Annotated in this window: 26 protein-coding genes, 1 tRNA gene and 1 other RNA gene; 14 read left to right on the forward strand and 14 right to left on the reverse strand. The window is 73.3% G+C overall.

All coding sequences use genetic code 11. The features are described 5' to 3' along the window. Positions 1-8: 8 nt before the first annotated feature. The 6 genes from fabF to aceE form a co-directional block, all read right to left on the reverse strand. A complete protein-coding gene (gene fabF / locus MLUT_RS16170; RefSeq protein ID WP_010078907.1) occupies positions 9-1,253 on the reverse strand; it encodes a beta-ketoacyl-ACP synthase II in 1,245 nt (414 codons plus the stop codon). Between the two features lie 176 nt (positions 1,254-1,429). Continuing rightward, positions 1,430-1,675: an acyl carrier protein gene (locus MLUT_RS16175; protein ID WP_010078906.1), complete on the reverse strand. Its 246-nt coding sequence runs from the start codon at positions 1,673-1,675 to the stop codon at positions 1,430-1,432. A gap of 61 nt (positions 1,676-1,736) precedes the next feature. Next, positions 1,737-2,789 carry a beta-ketoacyl-ACP synthase III gene (locus tag MLUT_RS16180; RefSeq protein ID WP_010078905.1) on the reverse strand — a complete coding sequence of 351 codons (1,053 nt, stop codon included), beginning with the start codon at positions 2,787-2,789 and terminating at the stop codon, positions 1,737-1,739. Positions 2,790-2,821: 32 nt separating this feature from the next. Then, on the reverse strand, positions 2,822-3,745 hold the full coding sequence (locus tag MLUT_RS16185; protein WP_010078904.1) for an ACP S-malonyltransferase: 924 nt from the start codon (positions 3,743-3,745) through the stop codon (positions 2,822-2,824). A 107-nt stretch (positions 3,746-3,852) separates the two neighbouring features. After that, positions 3,853-5,055: a PucR family transcriptional regulator gene (locus tag MLUT_RS16190; RefSeq protein WP_010078903.1), complete on the reverse strand. Its 1,203-nt coding sequence runs from the start codon at positions 5,053-5,055 to the stop codon at positions 3,853-3,855. A gap of 36 nt (positions 5,056-5,091) precedes the next feature. Continuing rightward, positions 5,092-7,836, reverse strand: a complete 2,745-nt coding sequence (gene aceE, locus MLUT_RS16195) for a pyruvate dehydrogenase (acetyl-transferring), homodimeric type (RefSeq protein WP_010078902.1) — start codon at positions 7,834-7,836, stop codon at positions 5,092-5,094. A 254-nt stretch (positions 7,837-8,090) separates the two neighbouring features. Here aceE and MLUT_RS16200 point away from each other — a divergent pair, with 254 nt between their 5' ends. The 5 genes from MLUT_RS16200 to MLUT_RS16220 all read left to right on the forward strand — a co-directional run bounded on the left by MLUT_RS16200 (position 8,091) and on the right by MLUT_RS16220 (position 10,366). Next, the gene (locus MLUT_RS16200) at positions 8,091-8,522 is read left to right on the forward strand and encodes a DUF3052 domain-containing protein (protein ID WP_010078901.1); all 432 of its coding nucleotides are present in this window, start codon (positions 8,091-8,093) and stop codon (positions 8,520-8,522) included. Next, positions 8,515-9,021 (forward strand): redoxin domain-containing protein, encoded by a 507-nt coding sequence (locus MLUT_RS16205; RefSeq protein ID WP_010078900.1) that lies wholly within the window; start codon positions 8,515-8,517, stop codon positions 9,019-9,021. Before MLUT_RS16200 ends, MLUT_RS16205 begins: the two co-directional genes overlap by 8 nt. A gap of 15 nt (positions 9,022-9,036) precedes the next feature. Beyond that, a tRNA-Val gene (locus tag MLUT_RS16210) sits at positions 9,037-9,110 on the forward strand. 75 nt (positions 9,111-9,185) lie between these two features. Beyond that, positions 9,186-10,025 carry an AzlC family ABC transporter permease gene (locus MLUT_RS16215; protein ID WP_010078899.1) on the forward strand — a complete coding sequence of 280 codons (840 nt, stop codon included), beginning with the start codon at positions 9,186-9,188 and terminating at the stop codon, positions 10,023-10,025. Then, on the forward strand, positions 10,022-10,366 hold the full coding sequence (locus MLUT_RS16220) for an AzlD domain-containing protein (protein WP_010078898.1): 345 nt from the start codon (positions 10,022-10,024) through the stop codon (positions 10,364-10,366). The genes MLUT_RS16215 and MLUT_RS16220 overlap by 4 nt, the downstream gene beginning before the upstream one ends. On the opposite strand, the gene MLUT_RS16225 is transcribed toward MLUT_RS16220, so the two are convergent. Beyond that, the gene (locus MLUT_RS16225) at positions 10,353-10,937 is read right to left on the reverse strand and encodes a hypothetical protein (RefSeq protein ID WP_010078897.1); all 585 of its coding nucleotides are present in this window, start codon (positions 10,935-10,937) and stop codon (positions 10,353-10,355) included. The genes MLUT_RS16220 and MLUT_RS16225 overlap by 14 nt on opposite strands. A gap of 138 nt (positions 10,938-11,075) precedes the next feature. Here MLUT_RS16225 and MLUT_RS16230 point away from each other — a divergent pair, with 138 nt between their 5' ends. From MLUT_RS16230 to gnd, 3 genes are all read left to right on the forward strand, one after another. Further along, on the forward strand, positions 11,076-11,576 hold the full coding sequence (locus MLUT_RS16230; RefSeq protein WP_010078896.1) for a hypothetical protein: 501 nt from the start codon (positions 11,076-11,078) through the stop codon (positions 11,574-11,576). Positions 11,577-11,781: 205 nt separating this feature from the next. After that, positions 11,782-12,696, forward strand: a complete 915-nt coding sequence (ppk2, locus tag MLUT_RS16235; RefSeq protein WP_010078895.1) for a polyphosphate kinase 2 — start codon at positions 11,782-11,784, stop codon at positions 12,694-12,696. A gap of 81 nt (positions 12,697-12,777) precedes the next feature. After that, positions 12,778-14,340, forward strand: a complete 1,563-nt coding sequence (gene gnd / locus MLUT_RS16240; protein WP_010078894.1) for an NADP-dependent phosphogluconate dehydrogenase — start codon at positions 12,778-12,780, stop codon at positions 14,338-14,340. Positions 14,341-14,358: 18 nt separating this feature from the next. Here the strand turns inward: gnd and epsC are convergent, their stop codons facing one another. The 3 genes from epsC to msrA all read right to left on the reverse strand — a co-directional run bounded on the left by epsC (position 14,359) and on the right by msrA (position 16,596). Then, a complete protein-coding gene (gene epsC, locus MLUT_RS16245; protein ID WP_010078893.1) occupies positions 14,359-14,946 on the reverse strand; it encodes a serine O-acetyltransferase EpsC in 588 nt (195 codons plus the stop codon). A gap of 43 nt (positions 14,947-14,989) precedes the next feature. Next, positions 14,990-15,925 carry a cysteine synthase A gene (cysK, locus tag MLUT_RS16250; RefSeq protein ID WP_010078892.1) on the reverse strand — a complete coding sequence of 312 codons (936 nt, stop codon included), beginning with the start codon at positions 15,923-15,925 and terminating at the stop codon, positions 14,990-14,992. Positions 15,926-16,014: 89 nt separating this feature from the next. Further along, positions 16,015-16,596 carry a peptide-methionine (S)-S-oxide reductase MsrA gene (gene msrA / locus MLUT_RS16255; RefSeq protein ID WP_012750832.1) on the reverse strand — a complete coding sequence of 194 codons (582 nt, stop codon included), beginning with the start codon at positions 16,594-16,596 and terminating at the stop codon, positions 16,015-16,017. A gap of 113 nt (positions 16,597-16,709) precedes the next feature. Here msrA and MLUT_RS16260 point away from each other — a divergent pair, with 113 nt between their 5' ends. From MLUT_RS16260 to MLUT_RS16270, 3 genes are all read left to right on the forward strand, one after another. Then, positions 16,710-17,639 (forward strand): Nif3-like dinuclear metal center hexameric protein, encoded by a 930-nt coding sequence (locus MLUT_RS16260; protein WP_012750833.1) that lies wholly within the window; start codon positions 16,710-16,712, stop codon positions 17,637-17,639. Continuing rightward, positions 17,636-18,370 (forward strand): zinc ribbon domain-containing protein, encoded by a 735-nt coding sequence (locus MLUT_RS16265; protein ID WP_012750834.1) that lies wholly within the window; start codon positions 17,636-17,638, stop codon positions 18,368-18,370. The genes MLUT_RS16260 and MLUT_RS16265 overlap by 4 nt, the downstream gene beginning before the upstream one ends. Positions 18,371-18,452: 82 nt before the next feature. Then, positions 18,453-19,442, forward strand: a complete 990-nt coding sequence (locus MLUT_RS16270; RefSeq protein ID WP_010078888.1) for a reverse transcriptase-like protein — start codon at positions 18,453-18,455, stop codon at positions 19,440-19,442. A 34-nt stretch (positions 19,443-19,476) separates the two neighbouring features. On the opposite strand, the gene MLUT_RS16275 is transcribed toward MLUT_RS16270, so the two are convergent. Further along, complete coding sequence (locus MLUT_RS16275) at positions 19,477-20,274, reverse strand: YaaA family protein (RefSeq protein WP_010078887.1); 798 nt, start codon at positions 20,272-20,274, stop codon at positions 19,477-19,479. Between the two features lie 120 nt (positions 20,275-20,394). On the opposite strand from MLUT_RS16275, the gene MLUT_RS16280 reads away from it, so the two are divergent. Next, a complete protein-coding gene (locus tag MLUT_RS16280; RefSeq protein WP_012750836.1) occupies positions 20,395-20,709 on the forward strand; it encodes a hypothetical protein in 315 nt (104 codons plus the stop codon). Positions 20,710-20,730: 21 nt separating this feature from the next. On the opposite strand, the gene rnpB is transcribed toward MLUT_RS16280, so the two are convergent. Beyond that, an RNA gene (rnpB, locus tag MLUT_RS23500) (RNase P RNA component class A) lies at positions 20,731-21,109 on the reverse strand. Positions 21,110-21,253: 144 nt separating this feature from the next. Here rnpB and MLUT_RS16285 point away from each other — a divergent pair. After that, complete coding sequence (locus MLUT_RS16285) at positions 21,254-22,699, forward strand: glyceraldehyde-3-phosphate dehydrogenase (RefSeq protein ID WP_010078885.1); 1,446 nt, start codon at positions 21,254-21,256, stop codon at positions 22,697-22,699. 89 nt (positions 22,700-22,788) lie between these two features. Then, entirely contained in the window at positions 22,789-23,694 is a 906-nt protein-coding gene (locus tag MLUT_RS16290) for a dihydrodipicolinate synthase family protein (protein WP_012750837.1), read from the forward strand. Positions 23,695-23,706: 12 nt separating this feature from the next. On the opposite strand, the gene def is transcribed toward MLUT_RS16290, so the two are convergent. After that, positions 23,707-24,348 (reverse strand): peptide deformylase, encoded by a 642-nt coding sequence (gene def, locus MLUT_RS16295; protein ID WP_010078883.1) that lies wholly within the window; start codon positions 24,346-24,348, stop codon positions 23,707-23,709. Positions 24,349-24,442: 94 nt separating this feature from the next. Next, positions 24,443-25,138, reverse strand: a complete 696-nt coding sequence (locus MLUT_RS16300) for a Crp/Fnr family transcriptional regulator (protein ID WP_010078882.1) — start codon at positions 25,136-25,138, stop codon at positions 24,443-24,445. Positions 25,139-25,223: the final 85 nt, after the last annotated feature.

Genomic DNA, 25,223 nt, shown 5'->3' on the forward strand with positions numbered 1-25,223 from the left:
GCTCCGGCTCAGACGCTGCGGAACACGGCCACCGCGTTGTGGCCGCCGAAGCCGAACGAGTTCTTCACGGCCACGCGCGGCCCCTCGGGCAGGCGGGCGGGGGAGCCGGTGACCACGTTCAGCGGGATCTCCGGGTCCTGGTGGTCCAGGTTGATGGTCACGGGCGCCTGGCCGTGGTGGACGGCGAGCACGGACAGGATCGACTCGATCGCGCCCGAGGCGCCCAGCAGGTGGCCGGTCTGGGACTTCGTGGCCGAGACCTGCACCTGGTCCAGGTGGTCGCCGAACACGGCCCGCATGGCCAGGTACTCCGGGGCGTCGCCCTTGGGCGTGGACGTCGCGTGGGCGTTCACGTGGCACACGTCCTCGGGGGTGAGGTCGGCCGACCTCAGAGCGGCGCGCATCGCACGGGTCGCGCCCATGCCCTCGGGCTCGGGCGCGGTGATGTGGTGGGAGTCGGAACTGACGCCCGCGCCGGCCAGCTCGGCGTACACGCGCGCGCCGCGGGCCTTCGCGTGCTCCAGCGACTCGATCACCATGACGCCGGCGCCCTCGCCGAGGACGAAGCCGTCGCGGTCCACGTCGTAGGGGCGGGACGCGGCCTGCGGGTCGTCGTTGCGCTTGGACAGCGCCTGCATCGCAGCGAACGCGGCCATCGGCAGCGGGTGCACGGCGGCCTCGGCGGCGCCGCAGATCACGACGTCGGCCTGGCCGGAGCGGATGAGCAGCAGCGCGGTCTCGAGTGCCTCGGTGCCGGCTGCGCACGCGGACACCACGGTGCGGGCGCCGGCGCGGGCGCCGAACTCGAGGGAGAGCGCGCCGGCGGCGCCGTTGGGCATGAGCATCGGGACGGTCATGGGCAGCACGCGGCGCGGGCCGCGCTCGCGCAGGGTGTCCCAGCCGTCCAGGAGGGTCCACACGCCGCCGATGCCGGTGCCGAAGGCCACGGCGAGCCGGTCGCCGTCGACCTCCGCGCCCTCGAGGCCGGCGTCCTTCCAGGCCTCGCGCGCGGCGACGGTCGCCATCTGGGTGGCCGGGTCCTGACGCTTCTGCTCCACCTTGGAGAGGACCTCGGAGGTGGGCACGGCCAGCTCGGCCGCGAAGGTGACGGGCAGCTCGTACTTCTCCACCCAGTCGTGTTCCATGGTGCGCGCACCGGAGACGCCCTGCAGGGCATGGGCCCAGAAGGTGGGCACGTCGCCGCCGATGGGCGTGGTGGCGCCGAGGCCGGTGATCACTGCGGTGCGGGTCATGGGTCTGCTGCCTCTGGGTCTCGAGTCGGGATCGGGCGGAGGGGTCTCATCGGCACGACGCGCGGCGCTCGCCGGGGTGCCGGAAGTCGAGGGTGTCGGGGGCCGGGGGCGCTCACGCGCCCCCGGCGCTCACCGAGGGGACGGGACGGGCCGGGCCCGCCGCCGTCGTGGGCCGGTCAGGCCTGGGCGCCGTCGATGAAGTCGACGGCGTCCTGGACGGTCTTGAGGTTCTTGACCTCCTCGTCCGGGATCTTCACGCCGAACTTGTCCTCGGCGTTGACCACGATGGTCATCATCGAGATCGAGTCGATGTCCAGATCGTCCGTGAAGGACTTCTCCGGCTGCACCTCGGCGGTGTCGAGACCGGTCTCCTCGTTCACGATCTCGGCGAGGCCGGCGAGGATCTCTTCCTTGGAAGCCATGGGGCGTCTCCTTCGGTAGGGGTGTGGGGTGTACGTGGACAGTGAATCAGACGGCGCCGCCTCAGGGGAGGCGGACCACCTGGGCGCCGTAGACCAGCCCGGCACCGAAGCCGATCTGCAGGGCCAGACCGCCGGAGAGCTCGGGGTTCTCCTCCAGCAGCCGGTGCATGGCCAGCGGGATGGACGCGGCCGACGTGTTGCCGGCGTCCGCGATGTCCCGGGCCACGACGACGGACTCCGGCAGCTTCAGCTGCTTGGCGAACTCGTCGATGATCCGCATGTTGGCCTGGTGCGGGATGAACGCGGCGAGGTCCTCGGGCTCCACGCCCGCGGCGTCAAGGGCCTCGCGGGCCACCTTCGCCATCGACCACACGGCCCAACGGAAGACGGAGGGCCCGTCCTGGCGCAGCGTGGGCCAGAGCATCCCCTCTGCGCCGGTGATCGCCGAGGCGTCGCCCGTGGTGCGGGCGTGCTCCACGGCATCGCGCAGCTCCAGCTGCGAGTGCGTCATGGAGATCGTGGACCAGCGCTCCCCGTCCGAGCCCCACACCGAGGGGGAGATGCCCGGCTCGTCCGAGGCCGCGACGATCACGGCGCCCGCGCCGTCGCCCAGCAGGAAGGAGATGGAGCGGTCCGTGGGATCCACGACGTCGGAGAGGCGCTCGACGCCGACCACGAGCACGTGCCGCGCGGTGCCGGAGCGCACGAGCGCGTCGGCCTGGGCCACGCCGTAGCAGTAGCCGGCGCACGCGGCGGAGACGTCGTAGGCGGGCGCCGGGGTGGCGCCGATCTCGTGCGCCACGAGGGCCGCGGCCGAGGGGGTGGCGTGCGGGAAGGTGACGGTCGAGACGATCACGGCGTCCAGGTCCGAGCCCTGCAGGCCGGCCCGCTCGAGGGCCTCCCGGGCGGCGCCCACGGCCATGACGGGCACGGTCTCCTCCGCCGTGGCGCGCTGGCGTGTGACGATGCCGGTGCGCTGGCGGATCCACTCGTCCGACGAGTCGATGGGGCCGATGAGGTCCTCGTTCGGGACCAGGTTCGCCGGGCGGTAGGCGCCCACGGCCACGATGCGGCTGGCCGCGGGGCGCTCGTGCTGCTTCAGGGTGACGGTCATGGTGCCTCTCTCTGCCGGGCGGTGCGCGGGGTTCAGGCCGAGTGCTCGGCCAGGAACGCCCGCGCGGCGTCCAGGTCCTCGGGGGTCTTCACGGCGAGCTGCGTTGTGCCCTTGAGGCCGCGCTTGGCCAGTCCGGTCAGTGTGCCACCGGGCAGCAGCTCCAGGACCCCCGTGACCTGCCGCGCGGCCATGGTCGCCATGCACAGGTCCCAGCGGACCGGGCGGGTGACCTGGTCCACGATCCGGGCGAGCACGTCCGTGCCGGACTCGACGGTCTCGCCGTCCCGGTTGGACAGCAGGGGCAGGCGCGGGTCCGAGGGGGAGAGGCCGGCGACGTGGGTCGCGAGGTCGTCCACGGCGGGGCGCATGTGCTCCGTGTGGAACGCGCCGGCCACCTTGAGCGGGATCACGCGGGCGCGGGCGGGGGCGGACCCGGCGAGCGCGCCGAGGGCCTCCGCTGTGCCGGCGGCGACGATCTGGCCGGCGCCGTTGACATTGGCGGGCGTCAGGCCCGCCGCCTCGATGGCCGCGAGGACCTCGTCCTGGTCCCCGCCCACGACGGCGGCCATGCCCGTGGGCGTGGCCGCGGCGGCCCGGGCCATGCCGGTGGCGCGCACGCGCACCACGGAGAGTGCCTCGGCGGGGGACAGCACGCCGGCGACGGCGGCCGCGGTGATCTCGCCTACGGAGTGGCCGGCCACGACGGTCGACTCCGGTGCGGCGGCGTCCGCCTCGAGGGCCGCGGCGGCCACGAGGCCGGCCGCCACGATCAGCGGCTGGGCGACGGCGGTGTCCTTGATGCTCTCCTCGTCCGACTCGGTGCCGTGGCGGATCAGGTCCATGCCCGCGGCGTCGGAGAGGGATGCGAGCAGGTCGCGGGTCCCGTCCAGCTCGAGCCAGGGGGCGAGGAAGCCGGGCGTCTGGGACCCCTGTCCGGGGCACACGATGGCAAGCATTGCTCCATCGTGTCAGGATCGGCCGCCATCCCGGGCAGATCGCGCCACGAAGCACGGCGAGTGGGTTTGGAGGGTTTCTACAAGTGGGGGGTGTGTGCCGCGCCGGCTCAGTCCGACCCGGCCCCGTTCGTCGGTCGCGCCCCCGCGAGCCGGCCCAGGGTGATCGCGGTCTGCAGGACGTACGCGTCGCGAGGGACCAGCGGGTCCCAGCCGGTCACCTCGGCCACCCGCTTGAGGCGGTACCGCACGGTGTTCGCGTGGACGAACAGCTCGCGGGCCGTGCCCTCGAGCGAGTGGCCCAGCGCGCCGTACGCGTCCATGGTCTCCAGCAGGGAGGTGCCGGCGTCGGCCAGGGGCGTGAACACCCCGTCCACGAGGGCCTCCCGGGCCGTGGGGTCGCCCAGCAGCGCCCGCTCGGGCAGCAGGTCCTCCGCCGGGGTGGGCCGGCACGCCCGGGGATGGGCGGCCGCCGCGCTGAGCCCGGCGAGGGTGTGCCGGGCCGAGACGTGCGCCGAGATCAGCGAGTCCACGACGGGTCCCACGATCACCGGTCCCGGCGCGAACCAGCGCGCGAGCGCCTCGCCCACCGCCCGCGCGTCCCGCGCCGAGCCGACCACGAGGACGAGCCGTTCGGACTGCACGCCCACGAGCAGGTCGCAGTCGAGCCGCGCCGCGGCCCGCCGCAGGTCCGGGATGAACACGGGCTTGTCCTGCCCCGGGGCGAGACCGGCCATGACCATCACGTCGTGGTCCCCACGCCAGCCCAGCGCCGTGGCCCGATGCCGGATCTCGTCCGGGTCCTGCCCGCGCAGCACCGCGTCCAGCAGGACCGACTCGAGCCGCGAGTCCATCGCACCGCGCATCTCCGCGGCCCGGGCGTACACGTCTGCGAGTGCGAACGCGACCTCGCGCGAGTAGTGGAGGATGTGCTCGCGGACGGGCGCCTGGTCGCGCTCGGCCAGCAGCTCCGGCACCCGCGTCTCGACGACGTCCACCATCGTCCGGATGAGCTGGAGGGCCCGCTGCAGCGAGATCGCCCGGGTGAGATCGGTGGGCGCGGGCCCGAAGACGTCCTGCAGGACGTGGCCCGTGGAGGTGGGCCGCTCGAACCACGTGAGGAAGCCCTGCAGGGCGCGCTGGGCCACGAGCCCGAGGGCGCTGCGCTCGTCCGGGGTGAGTCGGCGGTACCAGGGCAGGGTGGCGTCCAACCGCTGCAGCACCGCCGTGTTCAGGGCGCCCAGGTGGCTCCTGAGTCGGGCCAGCCCGTCGGTGCTCACGGGGCGAGGGGCGGCGGGGCGGGGCTCGGGCATGCACGGGAGGGCGTCAGCCTCCCCGCGGCGTGCGGGTCAGGCGTCGCCGCCCGCGATGCCGGTGGTGCCGGCGTTGACGTCGTCCAGGCGGTACTTCTCGTGCGCCTTCGCGGCCGTGCCCCGCTCGACCTCGCCCTCCTCCTCGAGGAGCTGCAGTGCGCGGACCACCATCGAGTGGGTGTCGATGAGGAAGTACCGACGGGCGGCGGCGCGGGTGTCCGAGAAGCCGAACTCGTCGGCACCGAGCGCCGAGAAGCGGTTCGGCACGAACGGGCGGATCTGGTTCGTCCACGAGGTGGAGTAGTCCGAGGTGGCCACGATCGGGCCCTCGGCCCCCTGCAGCGCCTGCGTCACGTAGGGCACGCGCGGGGTGGCGGACGGGTCCTTCAGGGCGTCCTTCTCCGCCGCGACGGCGTCGCGGTACAGCTCGTTGTACGAGGTCACCGACCACACGGAGGCGTTCACGCCCCACTCTTCGGAGAGGATCCGCTGGGCGTCGAGTGCCCACGGCACGGAGACGCCGGAGCCCAGGAGCTGGACCTTCGGGCCGTCGCCCTGGCCCTCGGAGAGACGGTAGATGCCCTTGAGCACGCCCTCCACGTCGAGGCCCTCGGGCTCCTCGATGTGGGTGATCGGCTCGTTGTACACCGTGAGGTAGTAGATGACGTTGCGGACGTCGTCCCCCCGGTCGTGATCGCCGTACATGTCCTCCAGGCCCTGGCGCACGATGTGGGCGATCTCGTACGAGTACGCCGGGTCGTAGTGCTTCACGGCCGGATTCGTGGACGCCAGGACGGGGGAGTGACCGTCCATGTGCTGGGTGCCCTCGCCGGCGAGGGTGGTGCGCCCGGCGGTGGCGCCGATCATGAAGCCGCGCGCGAGCTGGTCGCCCGCGGCCCAGATGTTGTCCCCGGTCCGCTGGAAGCCGAACATCGAGTAGAAGATGTAGACCGGGATCATGGGCTCGCCGTGTGTGGAGTACGCCGTGCCGATCGCGTTGAACGCCGCGGTGGCGCCGGCCTCGTTGATGCCGACGTGATAGATCTTCCCCTGCGGGGACTCCTTGTAGGACAGGAACAGGTCCCGGTCCACGGAGAGGTAGTTCTGGCCCTTGGGGTTGTAGATCTTCGCGGTCGGGAAGAACGAGTCCATGCCGAAGGTGCGGGCCTCGTCCGGGATGATCGGCACGAAGCGCGGTCCCATGTTCTTGTCCCGCATCAGGTCCTTGAGCAGGCGCACGAACGCCATGGTCGTGGCGGCCTGCTGCTTGCCCGGTCCCTTGCGAGCCTGCTTGTACGCGGACTCCGGGGGCAGCGGGATCGCGTGGTAGTCGCTGCGCCGCTCCGGCACGAAGCCGCCCAGCTCCTTGCGCCGTTCCATCATGTACGTGATCTCCGGGGCGTTGGCGCCCGGGTGGTAGTACGGGATGTCGTACGGGTCCTTCTCGATCTGCTCGTCCGAGATCGGGATGCGGTGGCGGTCCCGGAACACCTTGAGGTCGTCCACCGTCAGCTTCTTCATCTGGTGCGTGGCGTTGCGACCCTCGAAGGACTTGCCCAGGCCGTAGCCCTTGATGGTGTGGGCCAGGATCACGGTGGGCTGGCCCTTGTGCTCCATGGCGGCCTTGTAGGCGGCGTACACCTTCTTGTAGTCGTGGCCGCCACGCTTGAGGCCCCAGATCTCGTCGTCGGTCATGTCCGCCACCATCTCCTTGGTGACGGAGGACCGGCCGAAGAAGTGGTCGCGCACGAAGCCGCCGGACTCGGCCTTGTAGGTCTGGTAGTCGCCGTCGAGCGTCTCGTTCATGATGCGCACGAGCTCGCCCTCGTCGTCGGCCTCGAGCAGCGGATCCCACTCGCGGCCCCACAGGACCTTGATGACGTTCCAGCCGGCGCCCCGGAAGTAGGACTCCAGCTCCTGGACGATCTTGCCGTTGCCGCGCACCGGCCCGTCGAGACGCTGCAGGTTGCAGTTGATGACGAAGGTGAGGTTGTCGAGCTTGTCGTTGGCCGCGATGTGCAGCTGGCCGCGCGACTCGGGCTCGTCCATCTCGCCGTCGCCGAGGAAGGCCCACACGTGCTGGTCGGAGGTGTCCTTGATGCCGTTGTTGTGCAGGTACCGGTTGGTCTGCGCCTGGAAGATGGCGTTCATCGGCCCCAGGCCCATGGACACGGTGGGGTACTGCCAGAAGTGCGGCATCATCCGCGGGTGCGGGTAGGAGGGCAGGCCGTGGCCCTGGCGGGACTTCTCCTGGCGGAAGCCGTCGAGGTCCTCCTCGGTCAGGCGGCCCTCGAGGAAGGCTCGGGCGTAGTTGCCCGGCGAGGAGTGGCCCTGGAAGAAGATGTGGTCGCCGCCGCCCGGGTGGTCCTGGCCGCGGAAGAAGTGGTTCAGGCCCACCTCGTAGAGGGTCGCCTGGCCCGCGTAGGAGGAGATGTGGCCGCCGACGCCGACGCGTTGGGCGCGCTGCACCAGGGCCATGGCGTTCCACCGCAGGTAGTTGCGGTAGCGGCGCTCGAGCTCCTCGTCGCCCGGGTACTCCGGCTCCTGGTCCGCCGGGATCGTGTTCACGTAGTCCGTGGTGGTCACGTAGGGCAGGGCGACGGACTGGGCGCTCGCGCGCTGCATGAGGGAGCGCATGATGTACTGCGCCCGCTCCGTGCCGCGCTCCTCGATGAGTCCGTCGAGGGACTCGATCCACTCCGACGTCTCCTGCGGATCCTTGTCCGGGAGCTGGTCGGTCAGACCGCTGCGGATCTGCGAGCTCTCTTCGGCTGCGCTCACGGTGCCTCCTGGTTCTCGTGCGGAGGGGTGCTCCGCGGTGGGCTGCGGGCAGACGATCCGGTCCGGGCCCGCGACGCCGAGCCGGGCGCGTCGCCCGGAGAGTGCGTCTGTTCCTCCCCAGAGTAGACCGCAGCCGCCGCGTCCGCCCGGCCGGAGGCCCCGGAACGGCGGCGTCCACGGCGTATGGTGGTCATCATCACCCGCTCGACGGCGCGGGCCGCAGTGCCCGCCACCATCAAGGAGGACCGGACACTATGCAGGCTGGGTCGACGCCGACCTCGACGGACAGCGCCCTGCTGGCGGAGCTCGCCCTCTCGAGGGGCGACCTGGTGCAGGAGTGGGGGTACGACGACGACGTCGACTTCACTTTCCGTGACGCGCTCGAGGACGCGCTCGGCGAGGAGCTGCTGACCGAGGACGATCAGGAGCCGGCGGACGCCGTCCTCTTCTGGTGGCGCGCGGACGACGGCGACGTCATGGATCTCACGGACGCCCTCGTGGACGCCCAGCGGTCGCTCGATGCCGGCCCCGTCTGGATCATGACCCCCCGCACGGGGCGCGCCGGCCACGTCAGCCCGGCGGACGTCGCCGAGGCCGCCTCCACCGCGGGCCTGCACGCCACCACCGGGGCCGGCGCCTCCGAGGACTGGGCCGCTCAGAAGCTCGTCCAGAAGCGCGGTGGCTGAGGCTCCGTCCGGCGGGACGCGGGGCGCCGACGACGTCCCCGCGCTGCGCGACGACCACGGCCAGACGTGGCCGTGGCCGCCGACGCGCGGGCCCGAGGACGCCGCCGGGCCGCGGGGCACGTGGCTCGTCTTCCTGCCCGGGGCGTTCACGCCGGTGTGCACGGACGAGCTCGGCTGGATCGGGGCGCTCGCCGAGGACGTGGCGGTCCACGAGGTGACTGTCCGCGTGGTCTCCTGTGACGCCGCCCCCGTGCTGCGCCGCGTCCGCGAGGAGCTGGCACTGCCGGAGCCGCTCACCCTGCTCTCCGATTTCTGGCCCCACGGCGCGGCCTGCCGTGCCTTCGACGTCTTCGACGTGGAGACCGGGCGGCCCCGCCGCGTCTCCGTGCTGCTCGACGCGGACGGGGTCGAGGCCGCGCGCGTGGTCGCCGCCCCGGGACAGGCACGCACCCGGAGCGAGCACGAGGCGGCGACGCGCGACCTGCTCGCGGACCGGTAACCTGGACGGACACCGGCACCCGTAGCTCAGTCGGTCAGAGCATCTCGTTTACACCGAGAGGGTCGGGGGTTCGAGTCCCTCCGGGTGCACCGATCGGGGGTCCGTGACACGGCGTGACGCCGCGGCTCCGTCATGCCGACCGCCCGTCAGGCGCCTATGAGAGCATGCTCACCATCATGGGCTCCTCGTCAGCGTCCTCGCGCGCCTCCGCTCCGCCCTCGCGGTGGGCCGAGGTGCGCTCCGGCGTCGCCGTGACGCTGGGCGCCGGCCTCGGCCTGTTCCCCCTGGGCGTGGCCTTCGGGATGCTCGTGGTCCAGGCCGGGCTGCCCGCGTGGGTCGCACCCCTGTTCTCCGTGGTCGTGTTCGCCGGGTCCGTCGAGCTGCTGCTCGTCTCGCTGGTGGTGGCGGGCACGCCGCTGCTCACGATCGCCGTGACGGTGTTCCTCGTGAACTTCCGCCACGTGTTCTATGCGTTCAGCTTCCCGCTGCGCGTGGTCCGGGGGCGCCTCGCGCGGATCTACTCGATGGGCGCCCTGATCGACGAGGCCTACGCCATCGCCGCCGCCCAGCCCCGCGGTTGGACGGCGCCCCGGCTGCTGGCCATGCAGATCGCGCTGCATGCGTATTGGGTGCTCGGGGGCCTCGCCGGGGTGGCCGTCGCGTGGCTGCTGCCCGCGCCGGTCGAGGGCCTCGAGTTCGCGCTCGTCGCCCTCTTCATCGTGCTCGCCATGGACGCCGCCCGCACGCGGGCCCAGCTGCCCCTCGTGCTGCCGGCCGCGGTCGCCGTCGGGGTGGCTCTGCTACTCGCGCCCGCGCAGGTGCTCGTCGTCGCCTTCGCCCTCTACGCCGCGGTGCTGATCGCGTTCCACGTGCTCGCCGCGCGCGGGACCGCCCTGCCGCTGCCTGAGCCCGTGCCCGTCACCGGGCCGGTGCCCGTCGTCGCCGCGGCGGGGGAGCGGGCCGTCACGGATGCCGAGCCCGGCGTCGAGGAGGACCCCCGATGACCGGCGCCGCGTACCTGGTGGCCGCGGCCGTCGTCGCGGGCCTCGTGACCTTCTGCCTGCGCGCGTTGCCGTTCGCACTGCTGCAGCCGCTGCGGGAGTCCGTGCTCGCCGCGCGGCTGGCGGTGTGGATGCCTGCCGGCGTGCTGACCATCCTGGCCCTCGTGATGCTGCTCGACGCCGCGGCGCTGGCCCCTGGAGAGCCCGTGGACGGGACGCGGGTGGCCCACGCGCTGATCGCGGCGGCGGTGACAGTCGTCGTGCATTTGCTGGCCGGGCGGCGGACCCTGGTCTCGATCGCCGCCGGCACGCTGGCGTACGTGCTGTTGGTCAACCTGGCCTGACCGGCGGCGGGGCGGATTCGCCCAGGCGTTCGGCCCATGCGCGGGTCGCCGCGGCGAGGCGCCGGCCGTAGGCGATGACCCCGTCTGACAGCGTCCCGGCGTTGTAGAGCGTCCCCGCCCGGGCGATCCCCTCCGCGGAGAGGTCGCCGCGCAGGTGACCGCGCAGGATCTCCAGCCCGAAGGCCAGGTTGTCCTCCGGCTCCCACAGGTGGAGGCCGTGCTCCGCCGCCTGCGCGAAGTACGGCGGCCACGTGATCTGCGCGGGCCCCACGCCGTTGGACTTCTCACCCTGCGCCACCCGGGCCACGAGCTCCTCGTAGCGTTCCCGGGTCACGGGGACGTCCGTCCCGCGCGGGGCGCTGTGCACACCGCCGGCGTCGTGCCCGAAGACGTTCCGGCCGCCGGACTCGAGCTCGGCCAGGGCCGCCGCCAGCGCGAGGGGCATGTCTGCCCGACGTGCGGCGGCCAGGATCGCCGCGGCGTTGTCCAGGTGTCGGCCGAGCGTCGCCGTCGGGTCGGTGGGGCGGTCGCGGGCGGAGCGGCGGGTGAGGAGGTCGCGGAGCAGGCCCATCGGTCCACCCTCCCGCAACGCGGGTTGAGTTGTCGCGGGTGACGGGCCCACGCACCCGCGACAACTCAACCCGGGATGCGGGGCAGGGGCCGGGCGGCGGCGCGTCGTCGGCGTTCGGGGAGCACTAGGGTGGAGCGCATGTCCGCGACCCCCCTCGGCTTCTGGAAGCTGCCCGCCCGTCCCGACGGCGCCGCCCGTCACCTCGCCGTCATCACCGGGGGCGAAGCGCAGCAGACCATGCTCTTCCTCCAGGACGGGCAGTGGTCCATCCTCGCCCTCTTCCAGGACGAGCTGGCCGGCAAGGCCGCCGCCCGCACCCTGGACGCGCTCCTGCAGTCCGTCACCTGTCTGCGCATGGGCGGCCGTGACGTCCTCGACGGCGCCGGCACCCCGCGGCCCGGTGTCGAGTGGGCCGGCTACGACCGCGAGTTCGAGGAGGCCGACGTGGCCGAGCAGCGCGACGTCGAGCCGCGCGGCCGGATCTGGATCCTCCCGGCCACGGACGGCGCCTCCGTCGGCCTCAAGCTTCCCGGGCACCGCCGGTACGACGACGCCGTCGCCCAGTTCGCCGACGTCGACGCGGCGCGTGCCGCCGTCGCGGCGATCGACGAGCTCCTGGGCGTCGGCCCGCGCGGCTGAGCCGGCCGGCACTCGCCGGCCCGGGGTCGTGACCGTTCGCCTCCCAGGGTTCACCTGCTGTTCACCCGGCTGCGCTGCCGGGCCCGCCTTCCTCGTCCGCCGCCCGCCCATAATGGTGGACAGAGCACAGGCCGTGGCCCGCCGCCGTCGTACCGAGGAGGGGGACGGACGGGCACGGTGACGCACCCAGTGAAGGAGACGGTCCATGGAGCTGCTGCAGCCCGACGCCCCCCGCGAGAACCTCCGCGAGTTCATCGACAAGCTGCGCGACGGCGGCTACACCGTCTCGGACGGCCACACCAACGATCCCGACCTGATCGATCCGCAGGGCCGTGCCGTGGAGACGTGGAGGGAGGACTACCCGTACGAGACGCGCATGACGCGCGAGGAGTACGAGCTGGAGAAGTACCGCCTGCAGATCGAACTGCTCAAGCTGCAGTACTGGGGCGAGGACACCGGCCAGCGCCACATCATCGTCTTCGAGGGCCGCGACGCCGCCGGCAAGGGCGGCACCATCAAGCGCTTCACCGAGCATCTGAACCCCCGCACCGCCCGCGTCGTGGCCCTCAACAAGCCCTCGGACCGCGAGCTCGGCCAATGGTACTTCCAGCGCTACATCCAGCACTTCCCCACGGCGGGCGAGATCGTGCTGTTCGACCGCTCGTGGTACAACCGCGCCGGCGTCGAGCGCGTGATGGGCTTCGCCACGGACGAGCAGTACCGCCGCTTCATGAACCAGGTGCCGCTGTTCGAGAAGATGCTCGTGGACGACGGCATCCACCTCACCAAGTTCTGGTTCTCCGTGACACAGACCGAGCAGCGCACGCGCTTCGCGATCCGCCAGATCGACCCGGTCCGCCAGTGGAAGCTCTCGCCCATGGACCTCGAGTCCCTGGACCGTTGGGAGGCGTACACGGAGGCCAAGGAGGCCATGTTCCTCCACACGGACACGGACCACGCCCCGTGGATCTCCATCCGCTCCAACGACAAGAAGCGGGCCCGCCTCAACGCGATGCGCTACTTCCTGTCCCAGTTCGAGTACGAGGGCAAGGACCACGAGGTCGTCGGCACCCCGGACCCGCTGATCGTGCGCCGCGGCCGCGACGCCGTGGGGGACTGACCGCGGTCGACGTAGGCTGGGGGGCGGGTCCGTGTCCGGCACGGCCCGTCCCACCGTCCGAGCCACAGGAGGCCACCCGCGATGACCGAGCAGACCACCACCGTCCCCGTCGGCGCCGCCGACATCGGCGTCACGGGCCTGGCGGTGATGGGCGCGAACCTCGCCCGCAACTTCGCCCGCCACGGCTACACGGTGGCCCTGCACAACCGCAGCCGGGCGCGCACGGACCAGCTCGTGGCCGAGCACGGTGACGAGGGTGCGTTCGTGGCGACGGAGACGCTCGCCGAGCTCGTGCAGTCCCTCGCCGTGCCGCGCCGGGTGCTCATCATGGTCAAGGCGGGCGCCCCCGTGGACGCCGTCATCGACCAGCTCGTCCCCCTGCTGGACGAGGGCGACATCGTCATCGACGCCGGCAACTCCCATTACGAGGACACCCGCCGCCGCGAGGCGGCCCTCGCCGAGAAGGGCCTGCACTTCGTGGGCGTCGGTGTCTCCGGCGGCGAGGAGGGTGCCCTGCACGGTCCGGCGATCATGCCCGGCGGTCCGGAGAAGTCCTACGAGGCCCTCGGTCCGATGCTCGAGAAGATCTCCGCGCAGTTCGAGGGGGAGCCGTGCTGCGCCTGGGTCGGCACGGACGGCGCCGGCCACTACGTGAAGATGGTCCACAACGGCATCGAGTACGCGGACATGCAGGTCATCGGCGAGGCCTACGACCTGCTGCGCCGCGTGGGCGGCCTCGAGCCCGCCGAGCAGGCCGAGGTGTTCACGGCGTGGAACCAGACCGACCTGGCCTCCTACCTCATCGAGATCACGGCCGAGGTGCTCGCCCAGGTGGACGCGGCCACGGGCCGCCCGCTCGTGGACGTGATCGTGGACGAGGCCGGGCAGAAGGGCACCGGCCGCTGGACCGCGATCTCGGGTCTCGACGTCGGCTCCCCGGTGGCCGCGATCGCCGAGTCGGTCTTCGCCCGATCGCTGTCCTCCCAGCGCGCGGTGCGCGAGGTCGCCCGTGAGACCCTCGCGGCCGGCGTCGACGAGGAGGCGCAGCGCGCCCCGCAGGACACGGACACGTTCGTGGAGGACGTGCGCCAGGCGCTGTTCGCCTCCAAGCTCGTGGCCTACGCGCAGGGCATGGACATGCTCGCCGCCGCCGCCGAGGAGTACGGCTGGTCGCTGGACCTGGGCACCATCGCCTCGCTGTGGCGGGACGGCTGCATCATCCGCGCCGACCTGCTCGACGTGATCATGCAGGCCTTCGGCGGCCGCGACACCTCCCGCCACCCGGCGCCGGGCACCCGCGCCCCCGGCCAGCCGCTCAACCTGCTCTTCGCCCCCGAGTTCGCCCAGGCGATCGCCGAGGCTCTGCCGGCCTGGCGCCGCGTCGTGGGCACCGCCGTCGCCGCGGGCGTGCCGGTCCCGGTGTTCTCCTCGGCCCTGGCGTACTACGACGGCCTGCGGGCCGACCGCCTGCCGGCCGCCCTCGTGCAGGGCCAGCGCGACTACTTCGGCGCCCACACCTACCTGCGCGTCGACCGCGAGGGCTCGTTCCACACGCTGTGGTCCGGCGACCGCACCGAGGTCGACGGCGAGGGCGTGCCCGTGGTCATGCCGCAGCCGACCGAGGGCGACCCCACGCAGGACTGACCCGGCGGGACCCGGCCCTCAGATCCAGAGGGCCGGGTCCACGTACTCCGCGGGGTCCACGAGCGGCTTGCCCTCGGACGGGCCCTTGCGCGGTCGGACGGTGGCCGGCACGCCGGTGGCGATCGCGTCGGCGGGGGTGTCCTTCACGACGACGGCGTTGGCGCCCACCGCCGTTCCCTCCCCGATCTCGACGGGTCCGAGGATCTTGGCGCCGGCCCCCACCACGACGCCGTCGCGCAGCGTGGGGTGCCGCTTCACCTTGGCCAGGGAGCGGCCGCCGAGGGTGACCCCGTGGTACAGCATCACGTCGTCGCCGATCTCCGCGGTCTCGCCGATCACGACACCCATGCCGTGGTCGATGAAGAACCGACGACCGATCGACGCGCCGGGGTGGATCTCGATGCCCGTGGCCGCCCGCGTGACCTGCGAGAGCACGCGGGCGGGCATCTTCAGCCGGTCATGCCGCCACATCCGGTGCGCGACGCGGTACGCCCACACGGCGTGCAGACCCGAGTAGACGAGGGCCACCTCGAGGTCACCGCGCGCCGCCGGGTCATGGCTGCGGACGGTCGCGATGTCTTCCTTGATGCGGGAGAACAGTCCCACGGGCGGCCCCTTCGGGTCGGTGCGGTCGGTGAGCGGGCGGCGGTCAGCCGCGGATGTCCTCGAAGAGGGCGGTGGAGATGTAGCGCTCGCCGAAGTCACACACGATGGCGACGATCAGCTTGCCCTCGGACTCGGGCTTGGCGGCCTCCTTGAGGGCGGCCGAGATGATCGCGCCGGTGGAGATGCCGCCGAGGATGCCCTCCTCGGTCCCGAGCCGACGGGCGGTCTCGATGGACTCCTCGAAGGTGGCCGGGTAGACCTCGTCGTAGAGGTCGGTGTCCAGGATCTCGGGCACGAAGTTCGCGCCGATGCCCTGGATCTTGTGCGGGCCGGCCTGGCCGCCGGAGAGGATGGGGGAGTCGGCCGGCTCGACGGCGATGAGCTTCACGTCCGGCTTCTGCTCGCGCAGGTACCGGCCCGCGCCCGTGATGGTGCCGCCGGTGCCGACGCCGGCGATGAACACGTCCACGGCACCCTCGGACGCGTCCCAGATCTCCGGGCCGGTGCCCGTGTAGTGGGCCTGGATGTTGGCCTGGTTCGCGAACTGCTGGGCCCAGATGGAGTTCGGGGTGCTGCGGACGATCTCCTGGGCGCGCTCGAGGGCCCCGCGCATGCCGTCTGCACCGGGGGTCAGCACGATCTCGGCGCCGAACGCCTTGAGCATCACGCGGCGTTCGGTGGACATGGTCTCGGGCATGGTCAGGATCACGCGGTAGCCGCGCGCCGCGCCGACCATGGCCAGGGCGATGCCGGTGTTGCCCGAGGTGCCCTCCACGATGGTGCCGCCGGGGGTCAGCTCGCCGGCCGCCTCCGCGGCGTCGACGATGGCGGTGCCGATGCGGTCCTTCACCGAGTTGGCCGGGTTGTAGAACTCGACCTTCACGGCGACGTCGCCGGGCAGGTCCTTCGCGAGGCGGTTCAGCCGGACCAGGGGCGTGCCGCCGACCGCCTGGGTGATGTCGTCAAGGATGCGGGCCATGGTGGTACCTCCGGGGGGTGGTGGTGCGCCTCGGGGCGCGGGCGATCTAGTGGGTGTTCCTGCGTCAGGCTATCGAGCCGCGGCGCCGCTCAGGCGTCCACGAGCCACGCGGAGTAGTTCCGGCGCACCTTCGCGAGCTTCGGATCGATGACCACACGGCAGTATCCATTGGAACGGCGCCGCGCATAGAAGTCCTGGTGAATGTCCTCGGCCGGGTGCCACGCGGACGCCGGCTCGACGCGTGTGACGATGGGGCTGTCATAGTTCGCCTGCGCCCGGGCGATCTCGTCCGCGAAGAACCGGGCCTCGGCCTCGTCGTGGGCGAAGACGGCCGAGCGGTACTGGGTGCCGACGTCGGCCCCCTGGCGGTTCAACGACGTGGGGTCGTGGCCGGTGAAGAACAGGTCCATGATCACCTCGGGCGGCACGACGGCGGCGTCGAAGCGCACACGGACCGCTTCGGCGTGGCCGGTGGTCCCGGTGCACACGGACTCGTAGCTCGGGGCGGGGTCGTCGCCTCCGGTGTAGCCGGACTCGACGGCGAGCACGCCCCGCACGCGACGGTAGACGGCGTCGAGGCACCAGAAGCAGCCGCCGGCGAGCGTCAGCTCGCGGACGTCGGCGGGCGCGCCGGAGGCGCCGAGGGGCTCGGTACGGGGGGAGTCGGTCATGGCAGGCACAGCAACGCTGCCCGCGCTTTTCATTCCCGACGAGGCCGCCCCGTGCCGTCACCCAGGGCCGCCGGGTCGTGCGTGCCCGGGCCAGGTGGGCCATCATGGCCGGTATGACCGTGTCCCGTCCCGCCGTCCCCGCCTCGCCGGAGCACGCCCTGGCCCCACCGACGCTCGGGCACGTCCTCGAGGTCGTCCAGGGGCTGTGGCCGCGGGAGCTGGCGGAGCCGTGGGACGCCGTCGGGCCGGTGGCCGGGCGCCCGGAGGCGCCGGTGCGGACCGTCCTGTGGGCGCTGGACCCCGTGCAGGCCGTGGCCGACGAGGCCGTCGCCCGTGGGGCCGACCTCGTGGTCACCCACCACCCGCTCCTGCTGCGCGGGACCTCGTCCGTCGCCGCCGTCGGGCATGCCGCCGCCGCCAAGGGACGCCTGCTGCACACCCTGATCGAGCACCGCATCGCCCTGCTCGCCGCGCACACCAACGCCGACGCCGTCGTGGGCGGCGTCTCGGACGTGCTGGCCCGTGCCGTCGGCGTCACCGGAGCGCTCTCGCCCCTGACGACCTCCGCCGCCGGCACCGGGGCCGAAGGCATCGGCCGGGTGGGCGACCTGCCCGAGGAGACCGACCTGGCCGCCTTCGCCCGGGCCGTGCACGCGGCGCTGCCCGCCACGGCCGGCGGCGTGCGCGTGGCGGGCGACCCCGCCCAGCGCATCCGCCGCGTCGCCGTGTGCGGCGGCGCCGGAGACAGCCTCTTCGACGCGGTCCGCGCGTCCGGCGCGGACGTCTACGTGACCGCCGATCTGCGCCACCACCCGGCCTCGGAGGCCCGGGAGACGGCAGCGTCGGGGGATGGACGTCCCGCGCTCGTGGACGTCTCGCACTGGGCGAGCGAGTCCCTATGGCTCGAGCACGGCGCCCGCGCCCTGGAGGCCGCCCTGGCGGAGCGGGGACTGGGCGTCACCACCCTGTTCTCAGATCACCGCAGCGACCCCTGGGACTTCCTGGTCGGGGGAGAGCGGGCCGACGAGGGGAGTCACGCATGAGTGAGGTCACCGCACCGCCGGCCGTCCAGGCCCGGCTGCTGGAGCTCCAGGAGCTCGACACGGCCCTGGACCAGGCCCGCGCCGCCGTCCGTCGGCTCAAGGCGGACCCGGAGCACGCCCGGCTGCGCGCCCGCGCGCAGGAGTTCGAGGAGGCGCTGCCCGGTCTGCAGGACGCCGCCCGCACCGCCGACCGGGCGGGAGCCGAGGCCACCGAGAAGGCCGCCGCCACCCGCGCCCGTCGGGACCGGACCCGGGAGCGGCTCGAAACGGGCCAGGGCGGGCCCAAGGAGCTGCAGGCCATGCAGCACGAGGACGACACGCTCACCGCACTGCTCGACGACCACGAGGCCGCGGCCCTCGAGGCCATGGAGGCCGCCGACGCCGCCGAGTCCCGGCTCGCGAAGGGCCACGCCGCCCTGGAGCGGGCGCGGGCCGAGGTCGAGGCCCGCGCGGCGGAGGTGCGCCGCGAGGGGCAGGCCGTGACCCAGCGTGGCCGGGACCTCACCCAGCGCCGGGCGGCGTTGGCCGCGGAGTTCCCCGCGTCGTTGCTGGCCCTGTACGAGCAGGCGCGGGAGCGCAACGGCGGCATCGGCGCGGCCCGGCTCGTCGGGAACCGGTCCGCGGCCGCGGGCACGGAGCTGTCGCCCGCGGAGGTCGCGCGCATCCGGGCCCTCCCGCCGGCCGCCGTCGCCCGCTGCCCCGAGTCCGGCGCCATCCTCATCCGGGACTGACCCCGGGCCCCGCCCCCGGCGCGATCAGTAGAGTGGGGGGGCCGCGTCGGACGGCGCGACCACGGACACGAGGAGGCGCACGGTGAGCGGACGAGTCCTGCAGGTGGAGGCCGACGGCGGGTCGCGGGGCAACCCCGGCGTCGCCGGCTACGGCGCCCTGGTGCGCGACCCGGCCACAGGCGAGATCCTCCGGACCGACGCCGCCCCGCTGGGGAAGGCGTCCAACAACGTGGCCGAGTACTCCGGGCTCGTGGCCGGGCTGCGGATGGCCCGGGACCTCGACCCGGAGGCCCGGGTGCACGTGCTGATGGACTCCAAGCTCGTGGTGGAGCAGATGTCCGGGCGGTGGAAGATCAAGCACGACGACATGCGGCGCCTCGCGGCCGAGGCCCGGTCCGTGCTGCCCCCCGAGCGCGTCAGCTACGAGTGGATCCCGCGCAACCGGAACAAGGACGCCGACCGCCTCTCCAACGAGGCCATGGACGCCGGCGCGCGGGGCGGGCAGTGGGACGCCGGCGCCTCAGAGGTGCCCGTTGCGGCTCCCGCGAAGGCGTCCACGACCTCCGCGTCGGCGGTGGCCGAGTCCGGCCTCGAGGCCGACGCGGACGTCCGGGCCGTGGAGGCGGACGGGCCCGACGCCGTCGCCTCGCCGGAGGATGCGACCCCGGCGCCCGCGCCCACGGGCCGGCTGCACCACGTGGAGATCTGGGTCGCCGACCTCGCGGCGGCCGAGGCGAGCCTCGGCTGGCTGTTCGGCGAGCTCGGCTACGTGCCGGGCGAGGGGTGGGCCGAGGGCCGGACGTACCAGGGGGCGGGGGAGTACCTCGTGCTCGAGGCCGGGCCCGACGTCGCCGCGGGCGCCCACGAGCGCACCCGCCCGGGCCTGAACCACCTGGCCTTCCGGGCCGGATCGCGCGCCCGCGTGGACGAGCTCACCGCCGCCGCGCGCGACCGGGGGTTCCGCCTGCTCTTCGAGGACCGCCACCCGCACGCCGGGGGACCGGACCACTACGCCGCCTACCTCGAGACCGCGGACGGCTTCGAGGTGGAGCTGGTGGCCGTCGAGGACTGAGGCCGCGTCCGGGCAGACCGCGCCTCGCCCGGGGTCACCCCTCGGGCAGGATCACCCGCAGCGCGCCGGGCTTCGCGCCGGACGGCCGGGCCAGCTCGACCTCCCAGCCGTGGCCGTCCCCGGCCCGCGCGACCACGTCCGCGACGCGCTCCAGCGTCGAGGTCTCCCGCGCCCCCGCCTCCAGCAGCGCGCGGGCCACGAGGCCGCGGGTGTGCTTGGCGAAGTGCGAGACGACGGTCCGCTCGCCGTCGCGCAGCTGGAACACGTCGACCGCGAGGGTCCGCTCCGCCGGTGCCCGCCACTGGGCCGCGTAGCCGCCGGAGCGGCAGTCGACGACGGGCCCGCCGTCCCGTGCGGCGAGCGCGTCGAGGGCGGGGGTCAGGACGGGGCGCCAGTGCGCGGCCAGCCCGGGCAGCCCCGGCAGCTTCGCGCCGACGGGCAGCCGGAAGGCGGGGATCCGGTCCGCCAGCGCGGTGGCGCCGAACAGCGCGGAGAAGACCAGCACGGACGCGCGGGCGCGGCGCTTCGCCGCCGCGGACAGGGAGGCGTGGTCGAGCGCATCGAAGAGCACGCCCGTGAACACCCGGTGACCGGGCGCGGCGGGGGCGACGGCCAGGCGCGTGTTCGCCTCGACCTCGCCGGTGAGCGACGCCCCGACGCCGAGAGCCGCCAGGGCATCCGGGGCGGCCGAGACCGCGGCGAGCCGCGTGAGCAGGTCCGCGCGGGCGCCCGTCACCGCGGCGTCATCGGCCAACGCGAGGGCATCGAGGTCGAGCGGGGCCCCGGAGCGGGGCGCGGTCTTGCCCTCGGAGGGCGGCAGCAGGATCAGCACCGGGCCAGCCTAGCCAGGCGCCCCCGGACCGACGCGCGGACGGGCCGGGCCGACGTCGTCGTCCGGACCTGGCACAGTGGTGGGGTCCGCACAGCCGCCCCGCATCCCAGGAGTCGCCCGATGACCGCCATGAACGTGTTCGGTGTGGTGTACCCGTTCGTCCTGCTCGTGATCGCGGCCGCCGTGTGGCTCGGGATCCGCTCCAGCGGGCGGGAGCGCACGCACGCCTCCGCTCTGGAGCAGCGCCTGCGGGAGCACACCTTCACGGGGCAGGACCGCGTGACGCTGGAATGGCCGCGGGACCGGCGACGCCCGAGCCTGGCGAAGGTCGTCTCGATCGGCGAGTCGTACGGGTACCGCCTGCTGGACAAGCGGGAGCGCGAGCACGTGGTGGAGCTCGAGTTCGAACGGATCCTCGACGACGAGGGGTTCTGACCCCAGCCGGGGGCCGTGAGGTGGGACGGACCGGCTGTAAGCCGGGTTCTGTGCCTCGCGCGCGTTGCCCCGCGCGAGGTGACGGCCATCCATCTGGGCCCGCCATCGCTGACGGGCTCGAGCGGCCAACCCGGACGCTGGGGCGAGCAGCCCTCGTGACGCGTCCTGTTCGGCCTTGCACCGGATGGGGTTTACCGAGCCGGCCCCGTCACCGGGGCCGCTGGTGGTCTCTTACACCACCCTTTCACCCTTACCGCCGCGCACACGGCGCGGAGGCGGTCTTCTCTCTGTGGCACTGGCCCGCGGGTCGCCCCGGGTGGATGTTGTCCACCATCCTGCTCTGCGGTGCCCGGACTTTCCTCGCACCCCCGCAGGGGCACGCGGCCGTCCGCCGATCCGTCCCGACCGACCAGTGTACGCCCCGTCGCGACCGCAGGGCCGCTCCGGACGTGTCCTCGCCTAGAATGGCGGAGTCCGCCGACAACGAGGTCGGGGGATGGGGCCTGCCCAGGACGGCCCCGCCAGGTTTCAAGGAAGGACTCCCGTGGCAGACACCGCCTCGACCCAGACCCCCGAGTGGAACACGCAGCAGAAGCTCGCGGAGAAGATGGTCCCCCTGCTGGGCACCCTGTACCGCGAGCACAACGTGGTCACCTCGATCTACGGGCGCTCCCTCGTGAACCGCGGCGTGATCGACATCATCAAGGCCCACCGTTACGCCCGCCGCGTGCAGGAGGCCCCGCTGAGCGTCGAGTCCACCTACCCCCTGGTCGAGGCCATGGCTGCGATGGACCTGGGCGCCGCCACCATCGACCTGGCCGAGCTGGCCGCCAAGCACAAGGCCTCGGGCCAGGACGTCCAGGCCTTCCTGGACGCCGAGCTCGCCGAGGTCAAGGGCAAGGCCGGTGAGGGCCTGGGCGAGACCCAGGACGTCGTGCTCTACGGCTTCGGTCGCATCGGCCGCCTGCTGGCCCGCATCCTCCTCGACCACGCCGGCGGTGGCTCCAAGCTGCGCCTGCGTGCCGTCGTCGTGCGCAAGAACTCGGAGGACGACCTGATCAAGCGCGCCTCCCTGCTGCGCCGCGACTCGATCCACGGCCCGTTCGACGGGACGATCGTGGTGGACGAGGACCGCGACGTGATCACCGCCAACGGCACCGAGATCCAGGTCATCTACTCGAACGACCCGACCACGGTGGACTACACCTCCTACGGCATCAAGGACGCGCTGGTCGTCGACAACACCGGACGCTGGCGCGACGACGAGGGCCTGTCCCAGCACCTGCAGGCCAAGGGCGCCGCGAAGGTCCTGCTGACGGCCCCGGGCAAGGGCGAGATGAAGAACATCGTGTTCGGCGTGAACTCGGACGACATCACGCCCCAGGACACGATCGTCTCGGCGGCCTCCTGCACCACCAACGGCATCACCCCGGTGCTCAAGGTCATCCAGGACGACTACGGCATCGACCACGGCCACGTGGAGACCGTGCACGCCTACACCAATGACCAGAACCTCGTGGACAACTTCCACAAGGGCGCCCGTCGTGGCCGTGCCGCCGGCATGAACATGGTGCTCACCGAGACCGGCGCCGCCAAGGCCGTGGCCAAGGCCCTGCCCGAGCTCAAGGGCAAGCTCTCCGGCAACGCCATCCGCGTCCCCACCCCGGACGTGTCCATGGCCATCCTGAACCTGGAGCTGACCACGCCCACCTCGGTGGAGGAGCTCAACGCCCGCCTGAAGCAGGAGTCCCTCACCGGCCCCCTGCGCGGCCAGGTCGGCTACGTGGACTCCCCGGAGGTCGTGTCCACCGACTTCGTCGGCTCGGACCGCGCCGGCGTCGTGGACGGCCTGGCGACCCTCGTGAACAACGACGGCAAGAACGCGATCCTCTACGTCTGGTACGACAACGAGTACGGCTACTCGCACCAGGTGATCCGCGTGGTGGAGAAGATGGCGGGCCAGCAGGTCCCCGCCTTCCCGCAGGCCTGACCCGCCGATGACCGACGGCCCGTCCCCGCGGAGGGGACGGGCCGTCGTCGTGTGCCGACCGGGTCGGCCCGACGTGGTAGTCCTGTCCCATGGAGTTCACCGGACTGAACGCGTACCTGCTGACCCCGCTGCGGGACGGGCGGCCCGATCCGGGCGCCCTCGAACGGCTGGCCGGCCGGGCCGTCCACGCAGGCGTCGACGCCGTCGCCGTGCTGGGCTCGACCGGGGTGGGGGCGTACCTGGGCGGGGCGGACCGGGCGGAGACCGTCCGGCGGGCCGTTGCCGCGGCCGGCCCCGTCCCGGTGCTGGCGGGTGTCTCCGCGCTGCGGACCGAGGACGCCGTCCGGCACGCCGAGGACGCCGCCGCGGCGGGCGCAGCGGGGCTGCTGCTGTCCGCGATGACCTACCAGCCGCTCACGGAGGACGAGGTCGTCGGCCTGTTCGCCGACGTCGGGGCGGCCACCGGCCTGCCGGTCGTCCTCTACGACAACCCGACCACGACGCACGTGGCCATGACCGAGCGCATGTACACCCGCGTGGCCGCCGCCGCGCCCGTGCACGACGTGAAGATCCCCGGCCGATCCGAGGACGACGAGGCCGCGACCCGGGCGCGCGTCGGCCGGATCCGGGCCGCGCTGCCGCCGGGGACGGGCGTGGGCATCTCCGGGGACGCGGTCGCGACCGCCGGCCTGCTCGCCGGGTGCGACGCCTGGCACTCCGTCCTCGGCGGGACTCTGCCCCGCACCGCCGCCTCCCTGACCCGTGACGCGGTGGCCGCGGACGAGGCGCTGCGCGACCGGGCCCGCGACGCGACGGCCCGCCTCGAGCCGCTGTGGGCGATGATGCGCGCGCACGGGTCCCTGCGGGTGATGGCCGCCGTCGCCGCCCACCTCGGCCTCGCGGACGTGGACTGCCTGCCGCGTCCGCTGTGGCCGCTGGCGGCGGGGGAGCGTGGCCGGTGCGCCACGATCGTGACGGAGCTGGGCCTGGACTGACCCGGCGGGCGGTCAGGCCTCGTCGTCCCCGTGGTCACCGTCGGGGCCGTGCTCGTGGTCCGCGTGGTCGTCGGCGTCGTGGCCGAAGGGGTCCTCGTCGGTACCGGGCAGCCACGTCACACCGGGCACGTTCAGTCGCTCGGCCCGCTGCGCGCGCTTCCAGCGCCGCTGCCACTTGCCCTCGAGCCGGTTGACGTAGAGGGTGCCGTTGAGGTGGTCGTACTCGTGCTGCATGATGCGCGCGAACCAGCCCTCGGCCTCGAACTCGAACATCTCCCCGTCCACGCGCTGGCCGGACAGGCGCACGCGGGTCGGGCGCTGCAGGGGGAAGCCGAGCCCGGGCACCGAGAGGCAGCCCTCGGTGTGCTCGTCCGGATGCGGGTCCTCCCGCGGGGCCTTGTCCAGGTGGGTCAGCACGGGGTTGATCACGTGGCCCACGTTCGGCGCGTCGCCGGAGTCCGGGAACGTCCACGTGAAGATCCGCAGCCCGACCCCGACCTGCGAGGCGGCCAGGCCCACGCCGTGCGCGGCGTCCTGCGTCACGTACATGTCCTCGATCAGCTCGCGGATCTCGTCGTCGATCACCTCCACCTCGGCCGCGCGCCGGTGCAGCACGGGCTCGCCGTAGACGGTGATGGGACGGATAGAGGCCATGGCACTGCGCTTCCCGGCCCGGGCTGCGGGCCTGCGTGGGTAGGGGGACGGGGGAGTCCCCAGCCTACCGCCGGCGACACCACGACGACGGCGGTCATTCCGCGGCAAGGGCCTCCAGCGCATCCGGGTCCAGCAGCGTCACCCGCGGGCCCTCGATGGCGATCAGGCCGTCGTCGGCGAGGCGGCGCAGCCCGCGGCTGAACGCTTCGGGGGTGGTGCCCAGCAGCGAGGCGACGTCCTTCTTCGGCGCGGCCAGCACCACGACGAGATCGGCCTCGTCCCGGAGGGCCGGCAGGCCGAGCAGATGTCCGGCGATCCGCGCGGTGACAGGCTGACGCTCCCAGGCCAGCCGTTGTTCAGCCTCGGCCAGGCGGACGGCGAGCGTCCGCATCACGCGTCCCCCGATGCCCGGATGCTCGGCCAGGAGTCGGGCGACCTCGGCATGGGAGAAGGTGCACAGGCGGGTCGCGACCAGGGCGCGCGCCCCGTGCCGGGCCGGCTCGCCCGTGAGGAACTCGTGCTCGCCCACGGAGTCGCCGGGCTCGACCATCCGCACCACGCGTTCCCGGCCGGTCGCTGAGCCGAGCGTCAGCGCCAGGCGACCGCTGTGCACGACGCACAGGCGGTCCGTGCGGTCACCGGCCAGGTGCAGGGCATCGCCGGCCTCGAGCACGAGCGGCCGCGCCAGGGCGGAGACCCGGCGCAGCTGCTCCAGATCCAGCCCGGTGAACAGCGGGACCCGGGCCGCGCACGGCTCTGGTTCATCCACGGGGGCGAGGGGCAGGTCCATACGCACGCCATCAGCCTCCCACACGGCGGCTTGACCGCGGTCAAGGCGGGCCCGCCGTCCCCTTCGTAGCGTCAGTGACATCCCC

Source organism: Micrococcus luteus NCTC 2665, from assembly GCF_000023205.1.
GTDB classification, from domain to species: Bacteria; Actinomycetota; Actinomycetes; order Actinomycetales; family Micrococcaceae; genus Micrococcus; species Micrococcus luteus.